This is a genomic window from Sinorhizobium psoraleae (assembly GCF_013283645.1).
GTDB classification, from domain to species: domain Bacteria; phylum Pseudomonadota; class Alphaproteobacteria; order Rhizobiales; family Rhizobiaceae; genus Sinorhizobium; species Sinorhizobium psoraleae.
Genome location: NZ_JABEKV010000006.1, coordinates 60,394 through 83,032 on the forward strand (window position 1 = coordinate 60,394; position 22,639 = coordinate 83,032).

Genomic DNA, 22,639 nt, shown 5'->3' on the forward strand with positions numbered 1-22,639 from the left:
GAGAAGATAATGACCAAGACAGGGACAATGCTCGCGGCTTTCGCGGTTGGGCTTCTGACGTCCACGGCCGCAACGGCCGGCGACGTGCGCATCATGTGGTATTCGGACGGGGTCGAAGGCGAGGTCCTCAAGGATCTGCTCGACCGCTTCATGAAGGAGAATCCGGGAATCAACGTCATCCTCGACAACGTCTCCTACAGCGTCGTTCGCGAACAGTTGCCGGTGCAACTCGAGGCCGGAAACGGCCCGGATATTGCGCGTGTTACCAACCTGAAGGCCCAGAGCCAGCACTGGCTTGATCTTCGCCCGTTTGTTGGCGACCCCGCCTACTGGGACGCGAACTTCGGCGACCAGGCTGACTGGATGCGCCCGGACGGCTCCAACCAGATTTCCGGCTTCATGACGCAGATCACGATCGCCGGCGGTTTCGCCAACAAGACGCTGTTCGACCAAGCGGGTGTCGCCATCCCGGGCAAGGATGCGACCTGGGACGAGTGGGCGAAGGCGGCGAAGCAGGTTGCAGAGAGCCAGCAGGTGCCCTTCCCGATGGCGCTCGACCGCTCGGGCCATCGGCTTAGCGGACCGAACCTCTCCTTTGGAGCCAACTACATCGGTGCCGACGGCAAGCCGGCGCCGCTTGACGAAGGCTCGAAGGCCTTCCTCGAAAAGTTCGTCGGCTGGATCGCCGATGGCACCATGAGCAAGGACGTCTGGGTGTCGGCCGCCGGCTCCACCTATCGCGCCGCCGCCGACGACTTCATCAACGGCCAACTCGTCTACTATTATTCCGGCTCATGGCAGATTCCGAACTTCTCCACCAAGATCGGCTCGAACTTCGACTGGGTGGCGACGGGCAGCCCCTGCGGACCGGCGAACTGCACCGGCATGACCGGCGGGGCCGGGCTCGTGGCGGTCAAGTACACGAAGAACCCCAAGGAAGTCGCCAAGGTGATGGACTACCTCGCCCGGGAGGACATCGTGAAGGAATTCTCCGAGCGCACGTTGTTCCTGCCCGCGCATAAGGGTGTCGTGGCCAAGGGGCTCGACTTCAAGACCGACGACGCCCAGGCGAAAGCTGCGCTCGCCGAATTCATCGACGCAAGCAAGACGCTGTCCGATCTCGCGCGCAAGCTGCCCGGCTGGCACTGGTCCGATACGGTCTACGGCGCCCTCGTCACCCGCGTGAGCCAGGCAGCCGCCGGCGAGATGCCGCTCGACGAGGCGGTCACCCGCATCGATGCCGACATTGCGGCCAAGGTGAAGGACTCAGGCCTCTAGACACAGTCACCAAAACGCGGCCGACGGCACCAAGGCTCCAGGAGGAGCGCGCCGTCGGCCCCGCGCCATCCGCTCTCCACAGCACGTTGAAGCGCCAGAAACCGGGCTGTGCCGCAACTTATAGTCACTCGCTATCTGCGTCGTCAGGAAGGCAAACGATGAAGGCAGAAACTCCTAAATCGACCGGCTCCGGTTTCGGCGAAGCGATCATGGTCCCGGTCCGTCTCGCGATGGGCCTGGTCGATGCCCCCTTGCGTTGGGTGCAGCGGAAGTTCGGCCTTGGCGGCATGGCGGCCTTTTTCCTGCTGCCAAACATGCTGATCTTCGGCATCTTCGTGCTGCTGCCTTTCTTCATCAACTTCGCCTATTCGATGACCGGCGGAACGGCACTCTTCCTCGACGACCGAACCTTCGTCGGCACGGATCAATACACCCGGCTTTTCGACTGCTCAAACTATCTCGACCCGAATAGCTGCACCGAGGACACCTTCTGGACCGCCGTCGGCAATACTGCCTGGTTCGTCGTTCTCCAGGTGACGCTGATGATCCTCTTCTCGCTCGTCACCGCGCTGATCCTCAATCGCGAGCTGACGGCGCGCAGTTTCTGGCGAGCGGTCTTCTTCTTTCCCGTCCTTTTGTCCCCCGTCGTCGTCGGCCTGATCTGGAAGTGGATCCTGCAGCGGCAGGGCTTGTTGAACTTCGGGCTCTACGGCTTCGGATTCCAGCCTTATACTTGGCTCAACGACCGCAACTGGGCCTTTGCAGCGACGGTCGGCGTCTCGATCTGGGCGCATATGGGTTTCTATACACTGATCCTGCTTGCCGGCCTGCAGGCGATCCCGAAGGACCTCTACGAGGCGGCAGAAATGGACGGCACCCGCCCGGCGCGCGCCTTCTGGCGCATCACCTTGCCGCTGCTCATGCCCAACCTGCTCGTCGTCATCGTGCTCGTCCTCATCCGAGCCGTGCAGATCTTCGACGAGGTCTACGTCCTCACCGGCGGCGGTCCGGGCACCAGTACGCTCTATCTCACCCAATACATCTACGAGACCGGCTTTGCGACGCAGTTGCGAAACCCCGGCCTTGCCGCGGCCGCGTCGATCCTCATGGGCGGCGTGCTCATCGTCCTGACGCTGATCCAGCTTGGACTCGGCCGCTCCAGTGAGAAGAAAGGGAGCCGCAAATGAGCCGGATTGCCGCATTCATCTTCCGACGCAAGGGAGGCAACGGCTGGCACTGGACGGACATCGTCACCTGGATCTGGTTGGTCGGTGGCCTTCTCATCATGTTTGGCCCCGCCGTCTGGCTCGTCGGGTCCTCCTTCAAGTCGCCGGCGGCGCTCGCCGAGTTCCCTCCGACGCTCCTGCCCTATGTCACTCAGAAGGTAACCGTCGAAGGCTATGACAAGCCGCTCTATCTCTATGACGCGACGTTGCCGGACGGCAGCAAGGCGGTTCTGGCCGAAGTCCGCCGCATCGGCATCATCAGCCAGATGGTCGATCCGGAAAAACCCAGAGAAATCATCAAGGTCAACATAGCGCAGCGCACGCCAGTCAGGACCATGGCTTTCGCGACAACCAACTACACCGAGCCATTCATCCATTTCGACTTCGTGCGCTACCTCTGGAATTCGGTGTTCGTGACGGTGACCGCAACGCTGATCACCCTCGTCGTCAACTCGATGGCGGCCTTCGCGCTCAGCAAATACGAATTCCGTGGCCGGGCCGTCGCGATGCTCCTGATCCTCGCGACGCTAATGGTGCCGCTTTCCGTCATCATGGTGCCGCTTTATTCGATCGTCTCGGCACTCGGCCTCTTCAACAATCTCTGGGGCGTGATCCTGCCGACGGTAGCGACGCCGACCGGCGTGTTCATCCTCCGCCAGTATATGCTCACCATTCCCGACGAGTTAATCGACGCCGCACGCATGGACAAGGCTTCGGAATGGCAGATCTACTGGCGCATCGTCCTGCCACTGACGGCACCTGCCCTCGCCGTTCTTGCGATCTTCTCCGTCGTCTGGCGCTGGAACGACTTCCTCTGGCCGCTGATCGTGCTGTCGCGCAAGGAGCTCTATACATTGCAGGTGGGCCTGAGCATCTATTCCGGCGAACTCAACGTGCAGTGGCATTTCATTCTCGCCATGACGGTCGTGACCATGATCCCCGTCGTTCTGGTCTTCATCTTCCTGCAGCGCTTCATCACCACCGGCATTGCCGGAACCGGACTGAAATAAGGGGGGCACCATGGGCCACATCAAGCTCACCAACGTAACCAAGTCATTCGGCGCCGTCGACGTGCTTCATGACATCAACCTGGAGATCAAGGACGGCGAGTTCGTCGTCTTCGTCGGACCGTCCGGCTGCGGCAAGTCCACGCTCCTGCGCACGATCGCGGGCCTCGAAAAGCCGACGGGCGGCGAGCTTGCCATAGACGGCAAGGTGGTCAACACTGTGCCCGCCGCCGATCGCGGGCTCGCCATGGTCTTCCAGTCCTACGCGCTCTATCCCCATATGAGCGTGCGCCAGAACCTCGCCTTCGGCCTCGAAAACACCAGGATGCCGAAGGACGAGATCGCCGCGCGTATCGCCGAGGCGGCGCGCATGCTTGAGATCGAGCCCTATCTCGATCGCCGGCCCGGCCAGCTTTCCGGCGGGCAGCGCCAGCGTGTCGCAATCGGCCGCGCGATCGTGCGCCGGCCGGTCGCCTTCCTGCTCGACGAGCCGCTTTCGAACCTCGACGCCGAGCTGCGCGGCTCGACGCGCGCCGAACTTGCGGCACTGCACGCTCGCCTTTCGGCCACGATGATCTATGTGACCCACGACCAGGTCGAGGCGATGACGCTCGCCGACCGCATCGTCGTGCTCCGCGCCGGGCGGATCGAACAGGTCGGCACACCCCTGGAGCTCTACAACCGGCCGGCAAATCGCTTCGTCGCCGGCTTCATCGGCTCGCCGCACATGAATTTCCTCGAAGGTACGGTCGAAGCGGTCCCTTCACAGAAGGCGATCGCGACACTCGCCGGGGGGCATCGGCTGGAGCTTCCGATCGGCGCCGACATCGAAACGGGATCGCGCATCACCCTCGGCGTCAGGCCGCAGCACATCGCCCTCGGCGCCGGCGACAACAGCATTCCGGCAAAGGTCAGGCTCGTCGAGGCGCTCGGCTCGGAAACGGTGCTGCATGCCGACGTCGCCGGACAGAAGGTTCTGGTCGTCGCTCCCGGCCAGTACGACCTTTCGCCGGGTGCCGACATCGACCTGTCGCTATCGGCCGCGCCCATCCATCTCTTCAACGAAAGAGGGCTTCGCCTTGAACGCGCCGTTTGATCTTACCGGCAAGACGGCACTCGTGACCGGCGCCCGGACGGGCCTCGGCCAGGGCATGGCATTGGCGCTGGCACGGGGGGGCGCCAATGTCGCAGCGCTCGGCTCCTCGCCGATGCCAGAAACAGCAGAGCTGGTTCAGCAAGCGGGCGTACGCTTCCGTGCCCTGCAGGTTGACCTGTCGAAGCCCTTTGACGCAGCCGCGATTGTCGACGAGGTCGCAACGGCCTTCGGCGGCATCGACATCCTCGTGAACAATGCCGGCATCATTCGTCGTGCCGGCCTCCTCGACTATACCGATGAGGATTGGGACAGCGTCATCAATGTCAACCTGAAGGCTGCGTTCCTCCTGTCGCAAGCAGTCGCGCGGCACATGGTTGCGACCGGACGCGCCGGGCGGCTCATCAACATCGCCTCCATGCTGACGTTCCAGGGCGGGATCCGCGTCCCGGCCTATTCCGCTTCGAAGCACGGCGTCGCGGGCCTCACCAAGGCCATGGCGAACGAACTGGCCCTGCATGGAATAACTGTCAACGCCATCGCCCCGGGTTACATGGCGACCGACAACACCGAGGCGCTGCGCAATGACGCCGAGCGCAACGCCCAGATTTTGGCACGCATCCCTTTGGGGCGCTGGGGCAGCCCGGACGACCTGAGCACCGCGGTCCTCTTCTTTGCCTCCCCTGCCTCCGCCTATGTGACCGGTGCTGTGCTACCGGTCGACGGCGGCTGGCTGGTGCGCTAAGTGTTGCGTTGACCGGAGTACTGCTCGGGAATCGTGAAGACCGCATTCGCGCAAATCCACGCTTCCGCGACCCTGCTTACGAGGCGGCCATTGAACGCTAGGGCCATTGTTTGCCTCTTGATCTTGCTATCGTATATCCGTCTGTATCGGATCGCTATGGGTCAGATTTTCACCACTAGATCGTTGGCGCTCGGCTCTCTATTGACGAGCATACCCCGTGCTCGCACAGCATGTCCTCAAGGTCGCTGTGGCTCACAGCGCAGGCCATACCACCGAACCGTCCGCAGAATGATGCCGCGGAAATGCAACCCAGCCTCAAACACAGAAGGCTCAAATCCCGCGATCGCCGTATTTTTTGCTCTCCCAACTGACGGTGTCTAGGGGGTAAAGACCTCGTTGGCGGGGGAAGCCGAGCCGCCCGGCGTCGGTCCGCCGCCGATGACGAACATCCGGCCATCGACCACGGCCGCCCCCAGGCCGTGCCGCGCCGTCGGCATTGCTGCAAGGCGCTGCCAGTCGTCGCTCACCGGGTTGTAGGCCTCGACCGTGTTGAAGGTGCCCTGGGGCGCTTCGCCGCCAACCACAAGGATGCGTCCGTCGATGACGGCCGCAGCGATCCCGCTGCGTGGCGTCGGTAAGTCGGCGCGGCGTTCCCAGCGGTCGCTCGCCGGGTCATAGACCTCGTTGGCGGCGAGGTTGCTGGCATAGCTGCCGTCGATGCGGCCACCGATGGCATAAAGCCGCCCGTCCACCACGGCGACTGCCAGATGGTCGCGCGCGGTTCGAAGAGCCGCACGGCTCGACCAAGTGTCACTGGCGGGATCATAGACCTCATGCGCAGGCGTATTGCGCCGACTGTCTCCGGCGCCGCCGACGACGTGGATCTTGCCGTCGAGCGCCGCTGCAGCAAGCGCACCTCGTGCTGTTGGCATTGATGCCAGGCCGCGCCAGCGATCGTGCGCCAGATCATATTCATAGAGCGTGGCAACCGGCGTCCAGCCGTCAGAATAGCCGCCGACCACATAGAGCTTGCCGTTCAGGCCGACCGCCCCTGCATGATGCAGCGGCTGCGGGGGTGGCGCGCCGCGGCTCCACCGGTCGGCGCGCGGATCGTAGATCTCAAGCGCACTGGCCCCGGAGAAGCCACCGACCACATAGATCTTGCCGTCCAGTCCGGCGACGGCGACCTCGGACCGCTCGGAGGCCATCGGCGCGGCGCTACGCCACTGGCCGGCACCCGGCTGCGCCGTCGCCGCGCTGCTCAGCAGCAGCCAAACAAACAGGAGCGTGAGGAAGGGGTATGTTTGGGATAATGGCATATTGAGCCTCTTCGCCGGTGCCAAAAAATGGGCCAAAGGCGGGACACAGAGAACCATCCGCCGAAGAATACCTGAAAGGTTACGGCAGCCACAGACCCTAAGCTCAGAAAGCTCGGCTGGAAATCGCCGTTATCTCCTTGATCCGGCGTTCGGCCGTTTTCGCTGACTGGTCAAGCCGGTGCCGTCATTGGCGCGATGTGCACCGGCCGGCGATGGGCGCCCCAGTCACCCGGGTGCGGCTCGAAGATGCCGGGGCAAGGCGTGCCGCAGCGGTGGCAGAGGCCTTCGGCGTCGAGTGCCCAGGTCAACAGGCTGTACCAGTCGCGAGCGATAAGGCATGCGCCGCAGGCATGGCACCAGGTGCTGCCACCGATGTCATCATGCACGTTACCGCAGTAGACGTACCGCAGCCCGTTTTGGAGGCCGATCCGGCGCGCCCGTGTCAGCGTTGCGGGCGCGGTGGGCGGCTTGTCCATCATTTTCCAGTCGGGATGGAAGGCCGTGAAGTGAAGCGGTACATCCGGGCCTAGTTCTTCCATGATCCATTGCGTCAGGGCCTCGATCTCCGCCTCAGAATCGTTCTCGCCGGGAATGAGCAGCGTCGTGATCTCGAACCAGACGGAGGTCTCGCGCTTGAGATAAACAAGCGTGTCGAGCACCGGCTGGAGCTGGCCGCTGCAGACGCGTTGGTAAAAGCGCTCGGTGAAAGCCTTGAGATCGATATTGGCCGCATCCATGTGGCGGTAGAATTCGGTGCGTGGTTCGGAGCAGACATAGCCGGCCGTAACCGCGACGCTTTTGATCCCCAGCTCGCGGCACGCATCGGCCACGTCGGTGGCGTATTCATGGAAAATCACAGGGTCGTTGTAGGTGAAGGCAACGCTGCGGCAGCCGAGATCGGCCGCCGCCCGGGCGATCGCCGCGGGAGAAGCGGCGTCGGCGAGTGTGTCGATCGCGCGAGACTTGCTGATGTCCCAATTCTGACAGAACCGACAGGCGAGATTACAGCCGGCCGTGCCAAACGACAGGACGGCGGTGCCCGGCAGAAAATGGTGGAGCGGCTTTTTCTCGATCGGATCCGCGCAGAAGCCGCTGGAGCGACCGTAGGTCGTTAGCACCATCCGGTCGCCCTGACGGGCGCGGACGAAGCAGAGCCCCCGTTGCCCCTCATGCAACTTGCAAAATCGCGGACAGACGTCGCATTGGATGCGCCCGTCGGCAAGCGCATGCCAATAGCGGCCCGGCACAATCGACGCGTCATGCGGCTGCAATTCCGGGCGGACTGCGGTCGTGGCGTTGGGGATTGAGGACATGCTGGCATGATAGACCTGTCATGGTATCGTTCAATGGGTATGATGGACCGCTCCCGGGGGAGCACGTGCCCCCTCGGCGATCGCCGACGGCACGCAGGTCTGTGGGGTCGGTTCCGGCCAGCGCACTCGGTATCTTGACGCTCTCCTGCGGCTTGCCGGAACATTTTTGGCGGCTTCGGCTGCTCCGTGCCTTTGATGCCGTCTCTTATGTTTTGGCATTCCGGCCCACGTCCTCAAGGGGCGATCTCGATGGGGCTACCGACCGAAAGGGCAAGCTCGCGATCCGCGTCCGCGGTTGACGGCGACCTCGGCCAGCCCGTTCGAATTCTCGTACCAGAACGCGCCACTCGGCAACTGGGTACTGAACGTTCTGGCCCGTTCCAGGATGTGGCCGAGGGCCGAAAATCCGTAAACAGCACGATCGTGTGGCCAGCTTGCGCCTAAGGGAGCGGAGGGATGGGAGCTGGATCGGGGCCAAGGTCTTCGTCTCCCCGGCTCAGGTCTGGTACGCGCCCGGTAAGCGGACTCTGGTGTCAAAAGCCAAGAACAGCCACGAGCCCTTCGGGAGAGGCGACAGGAGAGCATGGCGTGCTTCGGCCCGAGGTCTTCGCCCTCGAGCAGCCGGTCCAGCCGCTCGGCCCCGCAATAGCCCAGGTCGTAGTAGGGCAAGGCGGCTGTGGTAAGCTCAGGCTTCCGCGCATGGGAAATCGTCGAAGCCGACGATGCTGACATCATTTGGGATGTTCAGTCCCAGGCACAAGGCTGCGCAGTCGTACCACCCGGCAATAAACCGCCGACCGGCTTCCGCGCCGCCTGATGATGCTCACCCAGTCGGTCGCGATCGCGCTCGCAGTTTTTCTGGCGGTCATGGTGCTGGGGGAGGAGCGCCGATCTGGGCCATCTCGCGGTGGCGGCGGGGCGTGGCCGACGCGCGGGCACATCCACACGGTCGTCAGGACGCCGAATGGCAACGACTACGGCAAAGACTTGCTGCGCCAGCACCACGACCTTCGGAACAAGAGTTGCTCGACATCGTACGCTAGGCTCGACGAAACATGAACTTCCGAGTTGGAACGCTTGAGAGAGAAGAGGATTCCAATTGACTATTCGGGAATTAACGTGTCGCGTCCGCTCGACCTGGCTCCCTCGCATGTGCCGCCAACTGATTCAGTTGCTCGGCTTACCCGCACTGCAATGCTGTTGGATGAAGTCCGACAGGAAGGTTGAAGCGTGAACACACCTCCGATGCACAGCGATCGCCTGAGGCACTTTCGAGAATGTCCCCTCAACAATGCGGAAACCTGGATTCTCTTCGCAGAAACGTGACAGGGACTCGGTCAATCCCGCAGCCGCATCGCACTGGGAGGATACAAGCATGTCCAGGGCGGAGGCGGGACTTTCGGTATGGAGGACAATTGCATTTCTAACCTGTCGCTCAAGCTGCTTTGTATACGCAGCGGTTCTTGCGGCGGCAATGCGCACCCCTTCGACGTCAACATGCTCCACGCTGCCTAGCGGGCTACCGTCTGACACCAGAAAGCTGGCGGTTACCGCGGTATAGGGGGGCGAGAAGGAGAACCTGTCGGCACGTGATGGATCGGAAGCAATGAACGCAACGTCCCACTCGTTGCCTTCGGCAGCCGCAAGAATGTCAGCGGCCGATCCGTATTGAACCAGCGACAAACCGCAGTCGAGTTCTGCCGCAAGTTCGATCGCGATCTGCGCGCTCGGCCCCGTTAGAGAGCCTGTCACTGGATCGAGTTGGACAAGTGCGGCATTCGACATGTTGACCGCCGCTCTGATGACTCCCGTCGGGGCGATTTCAGTGAGGAGCTCATCACGTTGCGACATCGTGGTACGCTCCCTGAGATGCAAATCGTGCCGCGAGTGCTTCCGATCCCCTTGCCAGAATAGCGACATCGACACCAACGGCAGTAAATAGCGTCCCCAGCGAGAGGCACCGTGCCGCGAACTTCTCATCCGGGGTAAGAATGCCCGCAGGCTTGCCCAACGCTTTCAGGCGTTCAATCGCGTCGACAATTGCGTCGACGACCTCCGGGTGGCTCGGTTGGCCCCTGTGTCCGAAACTCGCTGCCAGGTCTGCCGGTCCTACGAATATGCCGTCCACTCCCTCTACCGACGCAATCGACTCGAGGTTGCCAAGCGCTTCCCGCGTCTCAACTTGCAGCAATAGGCAAATTTCCAGTTCCGCATTTTGCGCATAGTTCGCAACTCGGCCGAAACGAGTGGCGCGCGTCAGGGCGGAAACCCCACGAATTCCATCCGGAGGATATCGCACGGCCGCCACGGCGGCTTTCGCCTCTTCTGCGTTCTGAACGTAGGGAATGAGCAGTGTCTGAACGCCAATATCCAGGAAACGTTTGATGAGAACGGGGTCGTTGATGGCCGGGCGGACGACTGGGGAAACGTCGTATGGTGCGACCGCTTGCAATTGCGGCAGGACGGTCAGAACGTCACCCGGAGAATGTTCCGTGTCGAACAGGAGCCAATCGAAACCTGAAGGCGCGACGATTTCCGCGGCGTAGTTTCCCGGCAGCCCACACCACAGGCCGATCTGACTTTGACCAGCAAGAAGCTTCTGCTTGAACCGATTGACAGGATGTTCCATCTAGCACCTCACACGAACGACACGCCGATGGAGCCAACAGGGCCATAGTCGGCCTGAATGACATCACCTTTCGCGATATCGACAGGACGCGTGAAGGAGCCGGCCAGGACTATTTGTCCCTTCTTCAGGCCACCGCCCACAGCATGAAGCTTGTTGACCAGCCACGCGATGCCGGCTGCCGGATGTCCCATGATCGCCGCCGACACGCCCGACTCCTCGATGATGCCGTTCTTGGAAAGAGTCGCTCCGACCCAACGGATATCAATGTCCATCGGGCGAATTATACGCCCGCCAACGACGAGGGCACCGAAAGCTGCGTTGTCCGCAATGGTGTCGGTGATCGCTCGAGGGACTTCGGTCCGGTAGTCGATAATCTCGAGCGCCGGGACAACGAACTCGGTCGCACGCATGACATCATATATCCTGGTGCCGGGCCCGACGAGATCCTCACCCATAACAAAGGCCAGCTCGACCTCGAGGCGCGGCTTGATAAACAAGTCAGCCCTGATCTGCGCTCCGTCGTTGTAAAGCGCATCATCAAGAATGCAGCCGTAGTCCGGCTCCGTCATCTTCGAAGCCATCTGCATTGCGCGTGACGTCAGGCCAATCTTATGCCCGACGATCCGTGCGCCCTTGGCTACCCTCGCCTCCGCCCACAAAGCCTGAATTCGGTAGGCGTCCTCGAGTTCGAGGTTCGGGTAGGTCTCGCTAGGTTGTACGATCGGCTTGCGCTCGATTTGAGCTTTGAGCAGCGCGTCTGCCGCGGCCCGGCGTTCTTCTTCGGTGATCATATCGTTTGCTCTGCTGATCGTGATTTATTTGATCGGGGAACGCGGCAAAACGGCTTCGCCGGGCTCCATGACATAGGTGTAGTCGAGCGAGAACCACGGACCAGGAATATCCGCTTCGGTCGGATGGGACTCCTCATGACGAATGAAGTCGCCGGTCAGCGCTGCCGTGACACCGAACTGAACATCGGAGTCGATGTTCGGGTCGCTGGGGTCGAAGACCTGGGAAATCAGCGTCTTGTATCCATGCTTGAAGATCAGTGCATGCAGGTGCGCTGGTCGGTACGGATGGCGTCCCTGAGCTTTGAGCAGGCGTCCGACCACGCCATCGACCGGTATCGGATACCCGACCATCTTGACGGTCCTGAACCAGAACCGACCTTGCTCGTCGGTCATGAATTTGCCGCGCAAGTTCATCTCGGCCTGGTCCGGGTCCTGGTTTTCATAAAGACCGACGGGAGATGCATGCCACACATCCACTTCGGCGCCGGCAATTGGCTTACCGTCGCGGTCAACGACTTTGGCATGCACGAACAAGGGAGTGCCCGGCGTCTCGGATCGGATGATCGATCCGCCATTTTCGACTCGCGGAGAGTTGAGGCGCCAGAATGGACCCAACAGCGACTGGGAGGTCTCAGTCTGTCCGCTGTCGCCGTTGTTCAGCAGACAGACAAGTGAAGACACGCCAAGAGAACCGGCCATCAGCACAAACTCGTTGTGGTGATCAGTATGCAGCTTCCCGATCTCATTCAGCATGGCTGTCGCCTCCCGAAACTCGACCTCCGTCAGTCGAACCTCGCGCACGAAGGCATGAAGATGCTTGACCATCGCCACGAGGATTTGTCGCAGGCGGGGGTCTTCAGTGCGATTCATCACAGCGAGGACGGCTGGCGTCAGATCGCTTTCAGTTTTGATCACCATGTGGGCTACCTCCCGATTTCCCCGACTATCCAAATAATCGATTATCTGTCAAGGCCGCCGTACATTCTCGCGGCGCCAATAAGCCGAAGGAAACAGGAGGTCGGCATACAACCCGTTGAATAAATTGCATATCGTCGGCGAAGAGGAATCTGAGGCTTAACTTTGTGCAGATTCGAGCGCTCTCAAGTTGACACGAATAATCGTTTATTGTATCGATCATCGACAATTAGTTCGGGGAGCTTTGGGAGGAACAATGGTACCGGATGACGACGGCGCATTTGCTCCGACGACAGAAGATGCTCCGTCGTCTTCTGGCTTTCTTGACGACGGCAAAAACACAATTGGGAGCCAGCTTGCATCCCGTCTTCGTGAGGCGATCATCTCCGGTGAGCTTCAGGCCGGCAGCAAGATCAATCTCGACAAGGCGCGCAAAACGTTCAACGTAAGCCTCAGTCCGCTGCGTGAAGGGTTGGCGCGGCTGATATCGGACGGCCTGGTGGAGTTCGAGGACAATCGCGGATACCGCGTTTCATCAATTTCCTTGGCCAATCTGGAAGAGGTCACCACCCTGCGCGAAGAGTTTGAAGTCTTTGCGCTTCGCGAGTCCATGCGGCTCGGCGATGTGGAGTGGGAGGGCAACGTCATGCGCGCGCTGCATCGCCTTAACCGCACCGAGCGTGACGCGGCTCGGCCAGAGACACTGGAGCGCTGGGAAGAGCTCCACCGCGAATTTCATCTGACACTCATATCTGGCTGCGGGAAGCCGATCCTGCTCCATTTCTGCAGATTGCTTCTTAATCTCAACGACCGTTATCGCCGGGTGTTTCTGACCCGCACGTCGGGTGACCGCAACGTCAGCCAGGAGCACAGTGAGATTGCTCAGGGAGCCGTCGCGCGGGATCTGGACTATTCGTGCGACATGTTGCGTCAGCATATCCACCGCACGGGAACCAATCTGCGCAATCACCTCGCGACAAAGGGGATCTTGTGATGACCGTCGCGACGCCAGGACCGGGCCTTGAACTGGGCGTGGCGCATTTTTCATCCATCGCGCTGCCGCCCAAGGAATTCGCCGTGATAGCTGCTCGGGCGGGTTTTGCGTCGATAGGCCTGCGTCTGCACCCCGCCTTTCCCGGAGCCCCTTTCTACGAGTTGCCGGTGGGCAGCCAGAGTGCCCAGGAGTTCAAGACAATTGCCGATGGCGAAGGCGTCAAGGCGTTCGATATCGAGTTCTTCGTGATCGACGAGAACTTCGTTGCGGCCTCCCACGAGGCGACCGTGGCAGCCGCTGCGAACATAGGGGCGCGCCGGCTGAGTGTTTGCGGCGATGATCGAGACGGCGGCCGTCTTGCCACAAACCTTTCTGAGTTTTGCGCCCTCGCGGCGCGATACGGCATGTCAGTCGACATCGAAAACATGGGCTGGCGGACGGTAAGAACCTTTCGCGACAGCGTAGCGGTCGTGAATTCCTGTGGAGCAGAGAACGCCGGTGCCCTCGTTGACGGGATTCACTTCTTTCGAAACGGAGCCTCGATCGACGAGCTTCGCGCAAATGCAGGGAAGGTAAAACACGTCCAGCTTTGCGACGTCCGCGGGCCCGCTCCCAAAACATCGGACGCAATGATCGCCGAGGCGAGAAGCGGCAGGCTCGCTCCTGGAGAAGGCGAATTGCCATTGAAGGACCTCTGGGCAGCAACCGAATACGGCGCTGCTATCTCGGTTGAAGTGCCACTCGTCGGGCCGGTGGACCCGGAGGCACATCTAAAACATCTGCATGACAGCGCACTGGGGATTTTGAAACCGGATCATTGATCCGGCGCCGACGCGGCGTAAGCCGGTCGGAGGGAGGAAGTCTTACATGACTTATACGTTCGATTTCGGTGCGGTCCTCGACCGCGCCCCGGAATTGCTATGGGGTTCGCTTGGAACGCTTGGCCTTGCGTTGGCCGGGATGCTCCTCGCACTCGTCATCGGAATCCTGGGCGTTGTTGCAAGGACTTCCAAGAGCGAGATCACGCGCACTCCCGTGATCGTCTTCGTCGAGGTCGTGCGTAATACGCCATTCCTGGTGCAGATCTTCTTCATATATTTTGCCCTTCCTCTCATGGGCATACGCCTCAATCCGACCGTTACGGCGATCATTGCCCTCGGCATCAATGGTGGGGCGTACGCAATCGAGATCATCCGAGGCGGGGTCGAGAGCGTGTCGCGCGGCCAGATCGAGGCCGGTTTCGCACTTGGACTGCACAAGGCGGACGTCTTCCGGCTCATCGTGCTCAAGCCGGCACTGCGGGCGATTTATCCCTCGCTCACAAGCCAGTTCATCATGCTGACACTGACAACGTCTGTCTGCACGTCAATCGCCGCCTACGAACTGACCTCGGCCGCTCAGCGCATTGAGTCTGACACCTTCCGCAGCTTCGAAGTCTATTTCACGGTGACCGCTGTCTACCTGGTTATCTCGACCCTGATGATGGGCCTCTTTGCCCTCATTTCTCGCCACTACTTCAACTACCCGACGCGATAGGAGGCAGCCATGGGTCCCATCGGCGAAAATGAATTCTTCTTTTTGATGCAGGGTTTGAAGTGGACCGTGCTGCTCGCGATCGTGGGCTTTATCGGTGGAGGGATATTCGGAATCCTGATCGCGCTGCTGCGCACCTCGAAGAAGAAGGTCGCCCGGACGATCACCGCAGGGTATATCGGCGTCTTCCAGGGCACGCCCCTTCTGATGCAGCTCTTCGTTGTCTATTACGGCGTTGCGCTGGTGGGCGTCGAGGTCAACGCGTGGATCGCGGTCGCAATCGCCTTCACGCTCCATGCCAGTGCTTTCCTGGGCGAAATCTGGCGCGGCTCCATCGAGGCTGTGCCGAAGGGCCAGACGGAAGCCGCCAGCGCCCTCGGTCTGCATTATGTCTCGCGGATGAAAGACGTCATCCTGCCGCAGGCCCTGAAAATCTCGATGCCGGCCACGATCGGCTTCCTTGTCCAGCTCATCAAGGGCACGTCGCTGGCAGCAATTGTCGGCTTCATTGAACTCACTCGCGCCGGTCAGATCATTTCAAACCAGACCTATCGTCCGCTGCTCGTCTTCGGGATCGTCGGCGCAATCTACTTCATCATTTGCTGGCCGCTCTCCCATGCCGGAAGTGGCCTCGAAAAACGGATGGCGAAAGCTGCCCGCTAACCGCTTCGCTCGAAGCAAAACTCTTGAGGAGGAGAATAAGCATGCATAACAATCGTCGGAATTTTCTCGGGCTTGCACTGGCAACCGTTGCCTTCGCAACCGTTGGCGCTGCCACCGCCTCTGCGGCAACTGTGGAGGAAATCAAGGCCAAGGGCACGCTTGTGGTCGGCATCCAGGGCGACAATGCGCCATGGGGGTTCGTCAACACAAGCGGCGTGCAGGACGGCTTCGACGCTGACGTCGCCAACCTTTTTGCCAAGGAATTGGGCGTGAAGGTTCAATTCCAGCCGCTCGCCGTTGCCAACCGAATTCCGGCGCTTACGACCGGCAAAGTTGACATCCTGTTCGCAACGATGGCGATGACGGAAGAACGCGCGAAATCAATTCAATACAGCAAGCCCTACGCCGCCAACACGATTTCGCTTTATGCCGCGAAGTCCGACACGGTTACGAAGCCTGAAGAAGTTGCGGGATGGGAGATCGCCGTTCCGAAGTCCAGTTCGCAGGATAAGGCAGTAACGGACGCCGTCGGAGCCACCGCAACGGTCCGCCGCTTTGATGACGACGCCGCTACCATCCAGGCTCTCATCTCCGGCCAGGTAAAGGCGGTTGGCGGCAACCAGTTCTATGGTCAGCGTCTGGATGCGGCGAGTCCCGGCACCTATGAGCGCAAGATTGACTTTCTGACGACCTACAACGGCGTCGGGACCCGTCTCGGCGAGAAGGACTGGAACGAAGCCGTCAACGCCTTCCTCGACAAGATCAAGGCCAATGGTGAGCTTGCCGCCATCACGAAGAAGTGGATGGCGATCGATCTGCCGCAGTTCCCGGAATCCATTCCGAACATCCCGTTCACCGTCAATTAAAGCCCAAATGGAGGGTTCCGTGCTCAATTCCGCAAACCATCAACCGACGCTGATTTCCCTTGAGGACGTGCAGAAGTGGTACGGCGCTTTCCATGCCTTGAAATCCATCAGTCTGTCGGTCCGCAAAGGCGAAAAAATCGTCCTCTGCGGGCCGTCAGGCTCCGGGAAATCGACGTTAATCCGCTGCATCAATGCCCTCGAAACGATCGAGGAAGGCAAGATCGTCGTCGAGGGTCAGGTACTGGACGGAAGCACCAAATCCGTCGATGCGATACGTCGCGAAGTGGGAATGGTCTTCCAGAGCTTCAATCTGTTCCCCCACATGACCGTACTTCAGAACTGTACGCTCGCCCCGATGCGTGTTCGAGGCACAAGCCGGACTGACGCAGAGCGACTGGCTCGAGAATATCTCGAGCGCGTTCGAATCCTTGATCAGGCGGAAAAGTATCCTGCGCAGCTATCCGGCGGACAACAACAACGCGTTGCCATCGCTCGCGCGCTCTGCATGGAGCCGAAGGTCATGCTCTTCGACGAACCAACCTCTGCCCTCGACCCCGAAATGGTGAAGGAAGTGCTCGACACCATGATCGGGCTCGCCCGTGACGGCATGACGATGATCTGTGTCACGCACGAAATGGGGTTTGCCCGTCAGGTCGCTGATCGCGTCATCTTCATGGCTTCCGGAGAAATCGTCGAAGAGGCCGAACCGGAGGTCTTCTTCAAGTCTCCCAAGCACCAACGCACGAAAACCTTCCTCGGCGAAATCCTGGCCCACCACTGACCTCCGAAAGCGATGCCCATGCACGACAAGAAATTCCTCGTGGGACTGATCGGTGCCGACATTCAAATGTCAAAGTCCCCGGCGCTCCACGAAACGGAGGCTCGACATCAGGGCCTCGATTACCGCTACGAGCTTTTCGACCTGGCCGAGCGAGGCCTTCCCGCCTCGGCGCTGCCGGACCTCCTCGACGAGGAATCGCGGCGCGGTTTTGCCGGGAGCAACATTACACATCCGTGCAAGCAGTCGGTGATCGCCCACCTCAGTCGCCTTTCCGAGGATGCGGAGATACTCGGTGCGGTCAACACCGTGGTCTTTCGTGACGGCGAGAGGATCGGCCACAACACTGATTGGTACGGTTTCTACGAGAATTTCCAGCGCGGCCTTCCGCACGTCGCGAAGTCGCATGCCGTCCTGCTTGGCGCCGGCGGCGCCGGTGTCGCCGTGGCGCATGCCGCAATCAAGCTCGGTATTGAGAGATTATCGATCTTCGACCAGGATTCGAAACGGGCAGAAACCTTGGCTGGGCAGTTGAACGATCGGTTCTCAAGGGATTGTGCTCGTGCCACAACGGATGTCGGCAGCGCCCTGCGCTCCGCCGACGGCCTCATCCACGCGACGCCGACGGGCATGAAGAGCCATCCTGGTTTGCCGATCGACGCGGAATGGCTTCTGCCACGGCATTGGGCCGCCGACATCGTCTATATGCCGCTCGTCACAGAGCTCCTTGCTCTCGCCGAAAGAAAAGGCTGCCGGACCCTTCGTGGCGGCGGCATGACCGTCTACCAGGCAGCAGCGGCTTTCGAATTGTTCACCGGGATCGCACCCGACGCAGAGCGCATGTCCCGTCACTTTATGGACTTGTGCCGCCTGTCGGCTTGATGGGGAGATCCCAAATGCCGCATATCATCATCGATTATAGCCGGGGCGCAGGCGAGCATGTAGCCATGGACCGGCTGACGCTCACCGTGCATCGCTGCGTTCGCGATGGCGGCCTGGTGAAACCTTCCGCCGTGCGCACGCTTGCGCGGGAGGCGACATACTCCTGCGTGGGCGATGAGCATGTCGATAATCATTTCATCCAAATCATCGTGCGGATGGCACCGGGTCGTACCGCAGAGACCAAGCAGAAGCTTCTCACTGCCGTTCTCGACGCCGCGCGGGCGATCGCCGCGCCTGCTCTCGAAGCGGGAAGGCTCGGCTTGCGCGCAGATCTCTACGAGTCGGACCCTGATTTTGCCGTTCAAGCAATCGCGTTCGTCTGACCAGGACGACGTGCTCAAGAAGGACACTATACTATGAGCCTGATCTACGTTCTCAATGGACCGAACCTCAATCTGCTTGGCAAACGCCAGCCGCACATCTACGGGCATGAAACGCTCGCAGACGTAGAGGCGGACTGCCGCAAACTGGCAGCCGAACTCGGCCATGAACTCCGCTTTCATCAGAGCAACCGGGAATACGAGATCATCGACTGGATTCATGAGGCGCGCGAGTACGGTGCGGGCATCGTCATCAATCCGGCAGCCTTTACCCATACCTCACTCGCCATCCTCGACGCTCTGAACACATTTGAAGGGCCTGTGATCGAGATCCACATTTCCAACGTGCACAAGCGCGAAAGCTTCCGACACCATTCGTTCGTTTCGCACCGCGCGGACGGCGTGATCTGCGGCCTTGGAACAGAAGGATACCAGCTTGGCATCCGGCGCGCGGCGACAATGATCAAGGCGGCGAGCAAGGGCTGAGGTGACCATGACCCAGCGGGTTAAGCTGGCCGTACTTGGCGCAGGCCTCATCGGTAAGCGCCATATTCAGCACGTCCTGACCGAGCCCTCGGCGCAACTCAGTGCCGTGGTCGATCCCACCCCGGTTGGCGAGACCATTGCCAGGGAAGCCGGCGTGAAGTGGTTTACAAGCTTCGCACAGATGATTGCCGCAGACCGACCTGACGGGATCATCGTGGCTACGCCCAACCAGGCTCACGTCCAGAACGGGTTGGAAGCCGTTGAAGCCGGCGTTCCCGCACTCATCGAGAAGCCTATCGCCGACGACATTATATCCGGGGAAAAGCTGATCGCAGCTGCCGAGGCAAAAGGTGTTCCTCTTTTGACCGGCCATCACCGCCGACACAATCCGGTGATGCAGAAGGCAAAGGAAATCATCGAAAGCGGGAAGCTCGGCCGCGTTCTTGTTGTCAATGCGATGTTCTGGCTGTTCAAGCCCGACGATTACTTCGACATCTCGTGGCGTCGTGAGCGCGGTGCGGGGCCGGTTTTCCTCAATCTCATCCACGATGTCGATAATCTGCGTTACCTTTTCGGCGATGTGGCCGCGGTTCAGGCACGCGAGTCCAACGCAGTGCGCGGCAACGCAGTTGAGGAAACGGCTGTGATCCTGATCGAGTTCAAGAATGGAGTTTTGGGAACTGCAACAGTCTCGGACTCGGTGGTCGCACCGTGGAGCTGGGAGATGACAACGGGAGAGAATCCGGCCTATCCTAGAACCGAGCAATCCTGTTACATGATCGGAGGAACGCACGGGTCGCTGGCTGTTCCGTCGCTCGAGGTCTGGCGCAATCCTGGTAAACGCAGCTGGTGGGAGCCACTTGACCAAAAGCGTATCGAGGTCGACGACGAGGACCCGCTCGTCCTGCAGATCCGGCAATTCTGCAAGGTGATCCGCCGAGCCGAACCGCCGCTTGTCAGCGGGCGTGAGGGGCTCGAAACCTTAAGGGTAATCGATGCGGTAAAACGCTCGGCGGCAACGGGAGAACGTATTGAGTTGAACTGACGCCTGAGCAATGTGTAACGCAACGGCCTGCTCGCCCTTCGCGTCTCCTTGCATCCGATGCGAGGAGAACGCCGGCTCAACACCGACGAACGAGCAGTTGCGGCGGTCCTGTTTTCGAGCGCTTCTGTTCGAGATCGCTGGCAGTTAAGCCACTTCGACATTCCTGAAATCGGCTGCATGCGCCGCATGTCGGATAGCTGGCCACGCTCGGCTTAGGCATCGCCCTTCTGGCGGACGAAATCGTCGCCGAGGATTTGGCCGATGGCCGTCTGCGTCACGTGCTGCCGCACTGTCTTCGCCGCCATCGAAACGCGCCCGCTTCCGGCAACGACGCAACGCTTCATCGAATTTCTGGGTGACTGGTTGGAGCCGACTCAGGCGAGAAATCAATGTCCGCCTTGAGCGTACCTTTTGTCATTCGGTACTTGGGTCCGGATGTCCGCAACGGGTCGAAACGCGACCTTCTCGAAGGCCGCACGGTTATGCTGGAAATGTGCCTTGGCACGCCCGACGGTCATCACCGCCCGTACATGCACGGCGCCGCCACTTGCGCCTGAAGCTCGTACGGGGATGATGATCAAGTTGCGCGACGGCCTGTATTTATGCGCCTAGTCCACCGATTCTTCTCCCTACCCCTTTGGCGGCTTGAACACGCCGATCAATATTTCCGATCTTGGCGCCAAGTGCCGTCAAGAAAGTCGGAGCATGTCCGCGACCAAGATCCTCTGGGGCCAGATTCTCGCCGTCTTCCTGATCGTGCTCGCCATGGCCTGGGCAGCAACGCAATGGACAGCGTGGCAGCTCGGCTTTCAGCCGCAGCTTGGTAGACCCTGGTTCGCGTTCGCCGGTATGCCCGTCTATTATCCGCCCTCGATTTTCTGGTGGTGGTACTTCTATGACGCTTATGCGCCCGACGTTTTCTGGAAAGGCGGCATCATCGCAGCTTCCGGCGGTTTCATCGCCATTGCGGTCGCCATCGGCATGTCGGTATGGCGGGCACGGGAAGCGAAGGACGTCGACACCTACGGCTCCGCCCGCTGGGCGCGCACCGATGAAGTTAAGGCCGCCGGCCTTCTCGGGCCTGACGGCGTCGTGCTCGGCAGCCTGGAACCGGATTACCTCCGCCATGATGGGCCAGAGCATGTGCTGTGCTTCGCCCCCACCCGATCCGGCAAAGGCGTAGGTCTCGTCGTCCCTTCGCTTCTAACTTGGCCAGGCTCGGCGATAGTCCACGACATCAAAGGTGAGAACTGGCAGCTCACTGCCGGCTTTCGGGCTCGACACGGTCGAGTGCTGCTGTTCGATCCGACGAATGCGAAATCCGCTGCCTACAACCCCCTGCTGGAAGTACGTCGGGGCGAATGGGAGGTGCGTGATGTCCAGAACATCGCCGACATCCTTGTCGATCCAGAAGGTTCACTCGAAAAACGAAACCACTGGGAGAAAACCAGTCACGCGCTGCTCGTGGGCGCTATACTCCACGTCCTGTACGCCGAACCCGACAAGACCCTCGCCGGCGTCGCCGCATTTCTATCCGATCCGAAGCGGCCCATCGAGTCCACCCTCGCCGCTATGATGAAGACCGCGCATCTCGGCGAGGCAGGCCCCCACCCCGTCATCGCGAGTGCCGCACGCGAGTTGCTGAACAAGTCGGACAACGAGCGCTCCGGCGTGCTCTCGACCGCCATGTCGTTCCTCGGGCTCTATCGCGACCCGGTCGTCGCCGAAGTGACGCGACGCTGCGACTGGCGAATAGCCGATGTCGTTGGCGGCGATCGGCCCACCACCCTCTACCTGGTCGTCCCGCCCTCTGACATCAACCGGACGAAACCGCTCATCCGGCTGATCCTCAATCAGATCGGCCGGCGCCTCACGGAAGACTTGCAAGCAAAAACCGGCCGCCACCGTCTCCTGCTCATGCTCGACGAGTTCCCGGCACTCGGCCGGCTCGACTTCTTCGAGAGCGCCCTCGCCTTCATGGCGGGATATGGCCTCAAGAGCTTCCTGATCGCGCAGTCGCTCAACCAGATCGAGAAAGCCTACGGCCCCAACAATTCGATCCTCGACAACTGCCATGTGCGCGTCTCCTTCGCGACCAATGACGAGCGCACAGCAAAGCGTGTCTCCGATGCCTTGGGCACCGCCACCGAGATGCGTGCGATGAAGAACTATGCCGGGCACCGCCTCTCGCCATGGCTCGGCCACCTGATGGTCTCGCGTTCGGAAACGGCCCGTCCCCTCCTGACACCCGGCGAGGTGATGCAGCTTCCGCCTGCCGATGAGATCATCATGGTTGCAGGGACACCGCCAATCCGCGCCAAGAAGGTCCGCTACTATGAAGATCCTCGACTTGTGGAGCGCATCTTGCCGCCACCCCAACTCAACGGCGGCAACGGCCCAAGTCCCGACGACTGGAGCACCTTACCTCTTCCGCGCCGGTTCAGCGTTGAACCCGCTCCCTTGGAAGTAAATGGCAATGGAGAGGATGCGACCGGTTCAGAGCGCCGCCAGCAGCCCGAGTTGAATCTCACCCGCACGATCGAGAAGCAAGAGCCGATTGACAACGAGTTCGACTACGACCTGCCGGAGGATGCGCAGGAAGACGCAGACCGAAACCGTCGCATGGGCCGGCTCATGCAAGGTGTTGCCCGTCAGGCTGCACTCGACCCGAATGACGGAATGGAGTTGTGAAACAC

22 protein-coding genes are annotated in these 22,639 nt (G+C 60.8%); 16 read left to right on the forward strand and 6 right to left on the reverse strand.

What is annotated here, in order from left to right; translation table 11 throughout:
• Nucleotides 1-9 precede the first annotated feature (9 nt).
• The 5 genes from ILFOPFJJ_RS27080 to kduD all read left to right on the forward strand — a co-directional run bounded on the left by ILFOPFJJ_RS27080 (nucleotide 10) and on the right by kduD (nucleotide 5,349).
• A complete protein-coding gene (locus ILFOPFJJ_RS27080) occupies nucleotides 10-1,278 on the forward strand; it encodes an ABC transporter substrate-binding protein (protein WP_173513658.1) in 1,269 nt (422 codons plus the stop codon).
• 158 nt (nucleotides 1,279-1,436) lie between these two features.
• Nucleotides 1,437-2,465, forward strand: coding sequence for a carbohydrate ABC transporter permease (locus tag ILFOPFJJ_RS27085; protein ID WP_173513659.1), 1,029 nt, complete (start codon nucleotides 1,437-1,439; stop codon nucleotides 2,463-2,465).
• Nucleotides 2,462-3,514 (forward strand): carbohydrate ABC transporter permease, encoded by a 1,053-nt coding sequence (locus tag ILFOPFJJ_RS27090; RefSeq protein WP_173513660.1) that lies wholly within the window; start codon nucleotides 2,462-2,464, stop codon nucleotides 3,512-3,514. The genes ILFOPFJJ_RS27085 and ILFOPFJJ_RS27090 overlap by 4 nt, the downstream gene beginning before the upstream one ends.
• Nucleotides 3,515-3,524: 10 nt before the next feature.
• On the forward strand, nucleotides 3,525-4,607 hold the full coding sequence (locus ILFOPFJJ_RS27095; RefSeq protein ID WP_173513661.1) for an ABC transporter ATP-binding protein: 1,083 nt from the start codon (nucleotides 3,525-3,527) through the stop codon (nucleotides 4,605-4,607).
• Entirely contained in the window at nucleotides 4,591-5,349 is a 759-nt protein-coding gene (gene kduD, locus ILFOPFJJ_RS27100; RefSeq protein WP_173513662.1) for a 2-dehydro-3-deoxy-D-gluconate 5-dehydrogenase KduD, read from the forward strand. Before ILFOPFJJ_RS27095 ends, kduD begins: the two co-directional genes overlap by 17 nt.
• Nucleotides 5,350-5,726: 377 nt before the next feature.
• Here the strand turns inward: kduD and ILFOPFJJ_RS27105 are convergent, their stop codons facing one another.
• From ILFOPFJJ_RS27105 to ILFOPFJJ_RS27130, 6 genes are all read right to left on the reverse strand, one after another.
• Nucleotides 5,727-6,668, reverse strand: a complete 942-nt coding sequence (locus ILFOPFJJ_RS27105; protein WP_173513663.1) for a Kelch repeat-containing protein — start codon at nucleotides 6,666-6,668, stop codon at nucleotides 5,727-5,729.
• Between the two features lie 170 nt (nucleotides 6,669-6,838).
• Nucleotides 6,839-7,981 carry an AmmeMemoRadiSam system radical SAM enzyme gene (gene amrS / locus ILFOPFJJ_RS27110; protein WP_173513664.1) on the reverse strand — a complete coding sequence of 381 codons (1,143 nt, stop codon included), beginning with the start codon at nucleotides 7,979-7,981 and terminating at the stop codon, nucleotides 6,839-6,841.
• A gap of 1,167 nt (nucleotides 7,982-9,148) precedes the next feature.
• Complete coding sequence (locus ILFOPFJJ_RS27115) at nucleotides 9,149-9,832, reverse strand: transporter substrate-binding domain-containing protein (protein ID WP_173513665.1); 684 nt, start codon at nucleotides 9,830-9,832, stop codon at nucleotides 9,149-9,151.
• Nucleotides 9,819-10,610 (reverse strand): 4-hydroxy-2-oxoheptanedioate aldolase, encoded by a 792-nt coding sequence (gene hpaI / locus ILFOPFJJ_RS27120; protein ID WP_173513666.1) that lies wholly within the window; start codon nucleotides 10,608-10,610, stop codon nucleotides 9,819-9,821. The genes ILFOPFJJ_RS27115 and hpaI overlap by 14 nt, the downstream gene beginning before the upstream one ends.
• A gap of 8 nt (nucleotides 10,611-10,618) precedes the next feature.
• Complete coding sequence (locus tag ILFOPFJJ_RS27125) at nucleotides 10,619-11,401, reverse strand: fumarylacetoacetate hydrolase family protein (RefSeq protein ID WP_173513667.1); 783 nt, start codon at nucleotides 11,399-11,401, stop codon at nucleotides 10,619-10,621.
• A 24-nt stretch (nucleotides 11,402-11,425) separates the two neighbouring features.
• The gene (locus ILFOPFJJ_RS27130) at nucleotides 11,426-12,319 is read right to left on the reverse strand and encodes an intradiol ring-cleavage dioxygenase (RefSeq protein WP_173513668.1); all 894 of its coding nucleotides are present in this window, start codon (nucleotides 12,317-12,319) and stop codon (nucleotides 11,426-11,428) included.
• A 253-nt stretch (nucleotides 12,320-12,572) separates the two neighbouring features.
• On the opposite strand from ILFOPFJJ_RS27130, the gene ILFOPFJJ_RS27135 reads away from it, so the two are divergent.
• The 11 genes from ILFOPFJJ_RS27135 to ILFOPFJJ_RS27185 all read left to right on the forward strand — a co-directional run bounded on the left by ILFOPFJJ_RS27135 (nucleotide 12,573) and on the right by ILFOPFJJ_RS27185 (nucleotide 22,634).
• Entirely contained in the window at nucleotides 12,573-13,310 is a 738-nt protein-coding gene (locus ILFOPFJJ_RS27135; protein ID WP_173513669.1) for a GntR family transcriptional regulator, read from the forward strand.
• Nucleotides 13,310-14,131: a sugar phosphate isomerase/epimerase family protein gene (locus tag ILFOPFJJ_RS27140; protein WP_173513670.1), complete on the forward strand. Its 822-nt coding sequence runs from the start codon at nucleotides 13,310-13,312 to the stop codon at nucleotides 14,129-14,131. Before ILFOPFJJ_RS27135 ends, ILFOPFJJ_RS27140 begins: the two co-directional genes overlap by 1 nt.
• Before the next feature lie 46 nt (nucleotides 14,132-14,177).
• Nucleotides 14,178-14,846, forward strand: a complete 669-nt coding sequence (locus ILFOPFJJ_RS27145; protein ID WP_173513671.1) for an amino acid ABC transporter permease — start codon at nucleotides 14,178-14,180, stop codon at nucleotides 14,844-14,846.
• Between the two features lie 9 nt (nucleotides 14,847-14,855).
• On the forward strand, nucleotides 14,856-15,506 hold the full coding sequence (locus ILFOPFJJ_RS27150; protein WP_173513672.1) for an amino acid ABC transporter permease: 651 nt from the start codon (nucleotides 14,856-14,858) through the stop codon (nucleotides 15,504-15,506).
• Between the two features lie 41 nt (nucleotides 15,507-15,547).
• Nucleotides 15,548-16,372 carry a transporter substrate-binding domain-containing protein gene (locus ILFOPFJJ_RS27155; RefSeq protein WP_173513673.1) on the forward strand — a complete coding sequence of 275 codons (825 nt, stop codon included), beginning with the start codon at nucleotides 15,548-15,550 and terminating at the stop codon, nucleotides 16,370-16,372.
• Nucleotides 16,373-16,379: 7 nt separating this feature from the next.
• A complete protein-coding gene (locus ILFOPFJJ_RS27160) occupies nucleotides 16,380-17,153 on the forward strand; it encodes an amino acid ABC transporter ATP-binding protein (protein ID WP_173513674.1) in 774 nt (257 codons plus the stop codon).
• 18 nt (nucleotides 17,154-17,171) lie between these two features.
• Nucleotides 17,172-18,032: a shikimate dehydrogenase gene (locus tag ILFOPFJJ_RS27165; RefSeq protein WP_173513675.1), complete on the forward strand. Its 861-nt coding sequence runs from the start codon at nucleotides 17,172-17,174 to the stop codon at nucleotides 18,030-18,032.
• A gap of 14 nt (nucleotides 18,033-18,046) precedes the next feature.
• Entirely contained in the window at nucleotides 18,047-18,415 is a 369-nt protein-coding gene (locus tag ILFOPFJJ_RS27170; RefSeq protein WP_015886723.1) for a 5-carboxymethyl-2-hydroxymuconate Delta-isomerase, read from the forward strand.
• A gap of 33 nt (nucleotides 18,416-18,448) precedes the next feature.
• Nucleotides 18,449-18,898: a type II 3-dehydroquinate dehydratase gene (gene aroQ / locus ILFOPFJJ_RS27175; RefSeq protein WP_173513676.1), complete on the forward strand. Its 450-nt coding sequence runs from the start codon at nucleotides 18,449-18,451 to the stop codon at nucleotides 18,896-18,898.
• A gap of 7 nt (nucleotides 18,899-18,905) precedes the next feature.
• Nucleotides 18,906-19,943 (forward strand): Gfo/Idh/MocA family protein, encoded by a 1,038-nt coding sequence (locus ILFOPFJJ_RS27180; RefSeq protein ID WP_173513806.1) that lies wholly within the window; start codon nucleotides 18,906-18,908, stop codon nucleotides 19,941-19,943.
• 705 nt (nucleotides 19,944-20,648) lie between these two features.
• Nucleotides 20,649-22,634, forward strand: coding sequence for a conjugal transfer protein TraG (locus ILFOPFJJ_RS27185; protein WP_173513677.1), 1,986 nt, complete (start codon nucleotides 20,649-20,651; stop codon nucleotides 22,632-22,634).
• Nucleotides 22,635-22,639: the final 5 nt, after the last annotated feature.

What these genes read in the sequence shown, in the direction of transcription:
- ILFOPFJJ_RS27080 (WP_173513658.1), top strand. Translation starts at nt 10, where the DNA reads ATGACCAAGACAGGGACAATGCTCGCGGCTTTCGCGGTTGGGCTTCTG.
- ILFOPFJJ_RS27085 (WP_173513659.1), top strand. Translation starts at nt 1,437, where the DNA reads ATGAAGGCAGAAACTCCTAAATCGACCGGCTCCGGTTTCGGCGAAGCG.
- ILFOPFJJ_RS27090 (WP_173513660.1), top strand. Translation starts at nt 2,462, where the DNA reads ATGAGCCGGATTGCCGCATTCATCTTCCGACGCAAGGGAGGCAACGGC.
- ILFOPFJJ_RS27095 (WP_173513661.1), top strand. Translation starts at nt 3,525, where the DNA reads ATGGGCCACATCAAGCTCACCAACGTAACCAAGTCATTCGGCGCCGTC.
- ILFOPFJJ_RS27105 (WP_173513663.1), bottom strand. Translation starts at nt 6,668, where the DNA reads ATGCCATTATCCCAAACATACCCCTTCCTCACGCTCCTGTTTGTTTGG.
- amrS (WP_173513664.1), bottom strand. Translation starts at nt 7,981, where the DNA reads ATGTCCTCAATCCCCAACGCCACGACCGCAGTCCGCCCGGAATTGCAG.
- ILFOPFJJ_RS27115 (WP_173513665.1), bottom strand. Translation starts at nt 9,832, where the DNA reads ATGTCGCAACGTGATGAGCTCCTCACTGAAATCGCCCCGACGGGAGTC.
- hpaI (WP_173513666.1), bottom strand. Translation starts at nt 10,610, where the DNA reads ATGGAACATCCTGTCAATCGGTTCAAGCAGAAGCTTCTTGCTGGTCAA.
- ILFOPFJJ_RS27125 (WP_173513667.1), bottom strand. Translation starts at nt 11,401, where the DNA reads ATGATCACCGAAGAAGAACGCCGGGCCGCGGCAGACGCGCTGCTCAAA.
- ILFOPFJJ_RS27130 (WP_173513668.1), bottom strand. Translation starts at nt 12,319, where the DNA reads ATGGTGATCAAAACTGAAAGCGATCTGACGCCAGCCGTCCTCGCTGTG.
- ILFOPFJJ_RS27135 (WP_173513669.1), top strand. Translation starts at nt 12,573, where the DNA reads ATGGTACCGGATGACGACGGCGCATTTGCTCCGACGACAGAAGATGCT.
- ILFOPFJJ_RS27140 (WP_173513670.1), top strand. Translation starts at nt 13,310, where the DNA reads ATGACCGTCGCGACGCCAGGACCGGGCCTTGAACTGGGCGTGGCGCAT.
- ILFOPFJJ_RS27145 (WP_173513671.1), top strand. Translation starts at nt 14,178, where the DNA reads ATGACTTATACGTTCGATTTCGGTGCGGTCCTCGACCGCGCCCCGGAA.
- ILFOPFJJ_RS27150 (WP_173513672.1), top strand. Translation starts at nt 14,856, where the DNA reads ATGGGTCCCATCGGCGAAAATGAATTCTTCTTTTTGATGCAGGGTTTG.
- ILFOPFJJ_RS27155 (WP_173513673.1), top strand. Translation starts at nt 15,548, where the DNA reads ATGCATAACAATCGTCGGAATTTTCTCGGGCTTGCACTGGCAACCGTT.
- ILFOPFJJ_RS27160 (WP_173513674.1), top strand. Translation starts at nt 16,380, where the DNA reads ATGGAGGGTTCCGTGCTCAATTCCGCAAACCATCAACCGACGCTGATT.
- ILFOPFJJ_RS27165 (WP_173513675.1), top strand. Translation starts at nt 17,172, where the DNA reads ATGCACGACAAGAAATTCCTCGTGGGACTGATCGGTGCCGACATTCAA.
- ILFOPFJJ_RS27170 (WP_015886723.1), top strand. Translation starts at nt 18,047, where the DNA reads ATGCCGCATATCATCATCGATTATAGCCGGGGCGCAGGCGAGCATGTA.
- aroQ (WP_173513676.1), top strand. Translation starts at nt 18,449, where the DNA reads ATGAGCCTGATCTACGTTCTCAATGGACCGAACCTCAATCTGCTTGGC.
- ILFOPFJJ_RS27180 (WP_173513806.1), top strand. Translation starts at nt 18,906, where the DNA reads ATGACCCAGCGGGTTAAGCTGGCCGTACTTGGCGCAGGCCTCATCGGT.
- ILFOPFJJ_RS27185 (WP_173513677.1), top strand. Translation starts at nt 20,649, where the DNA reads ATGTCCGCGACCAAGATCCTCTGGGGCCAGATTCTCGCCGTCTTCCTG.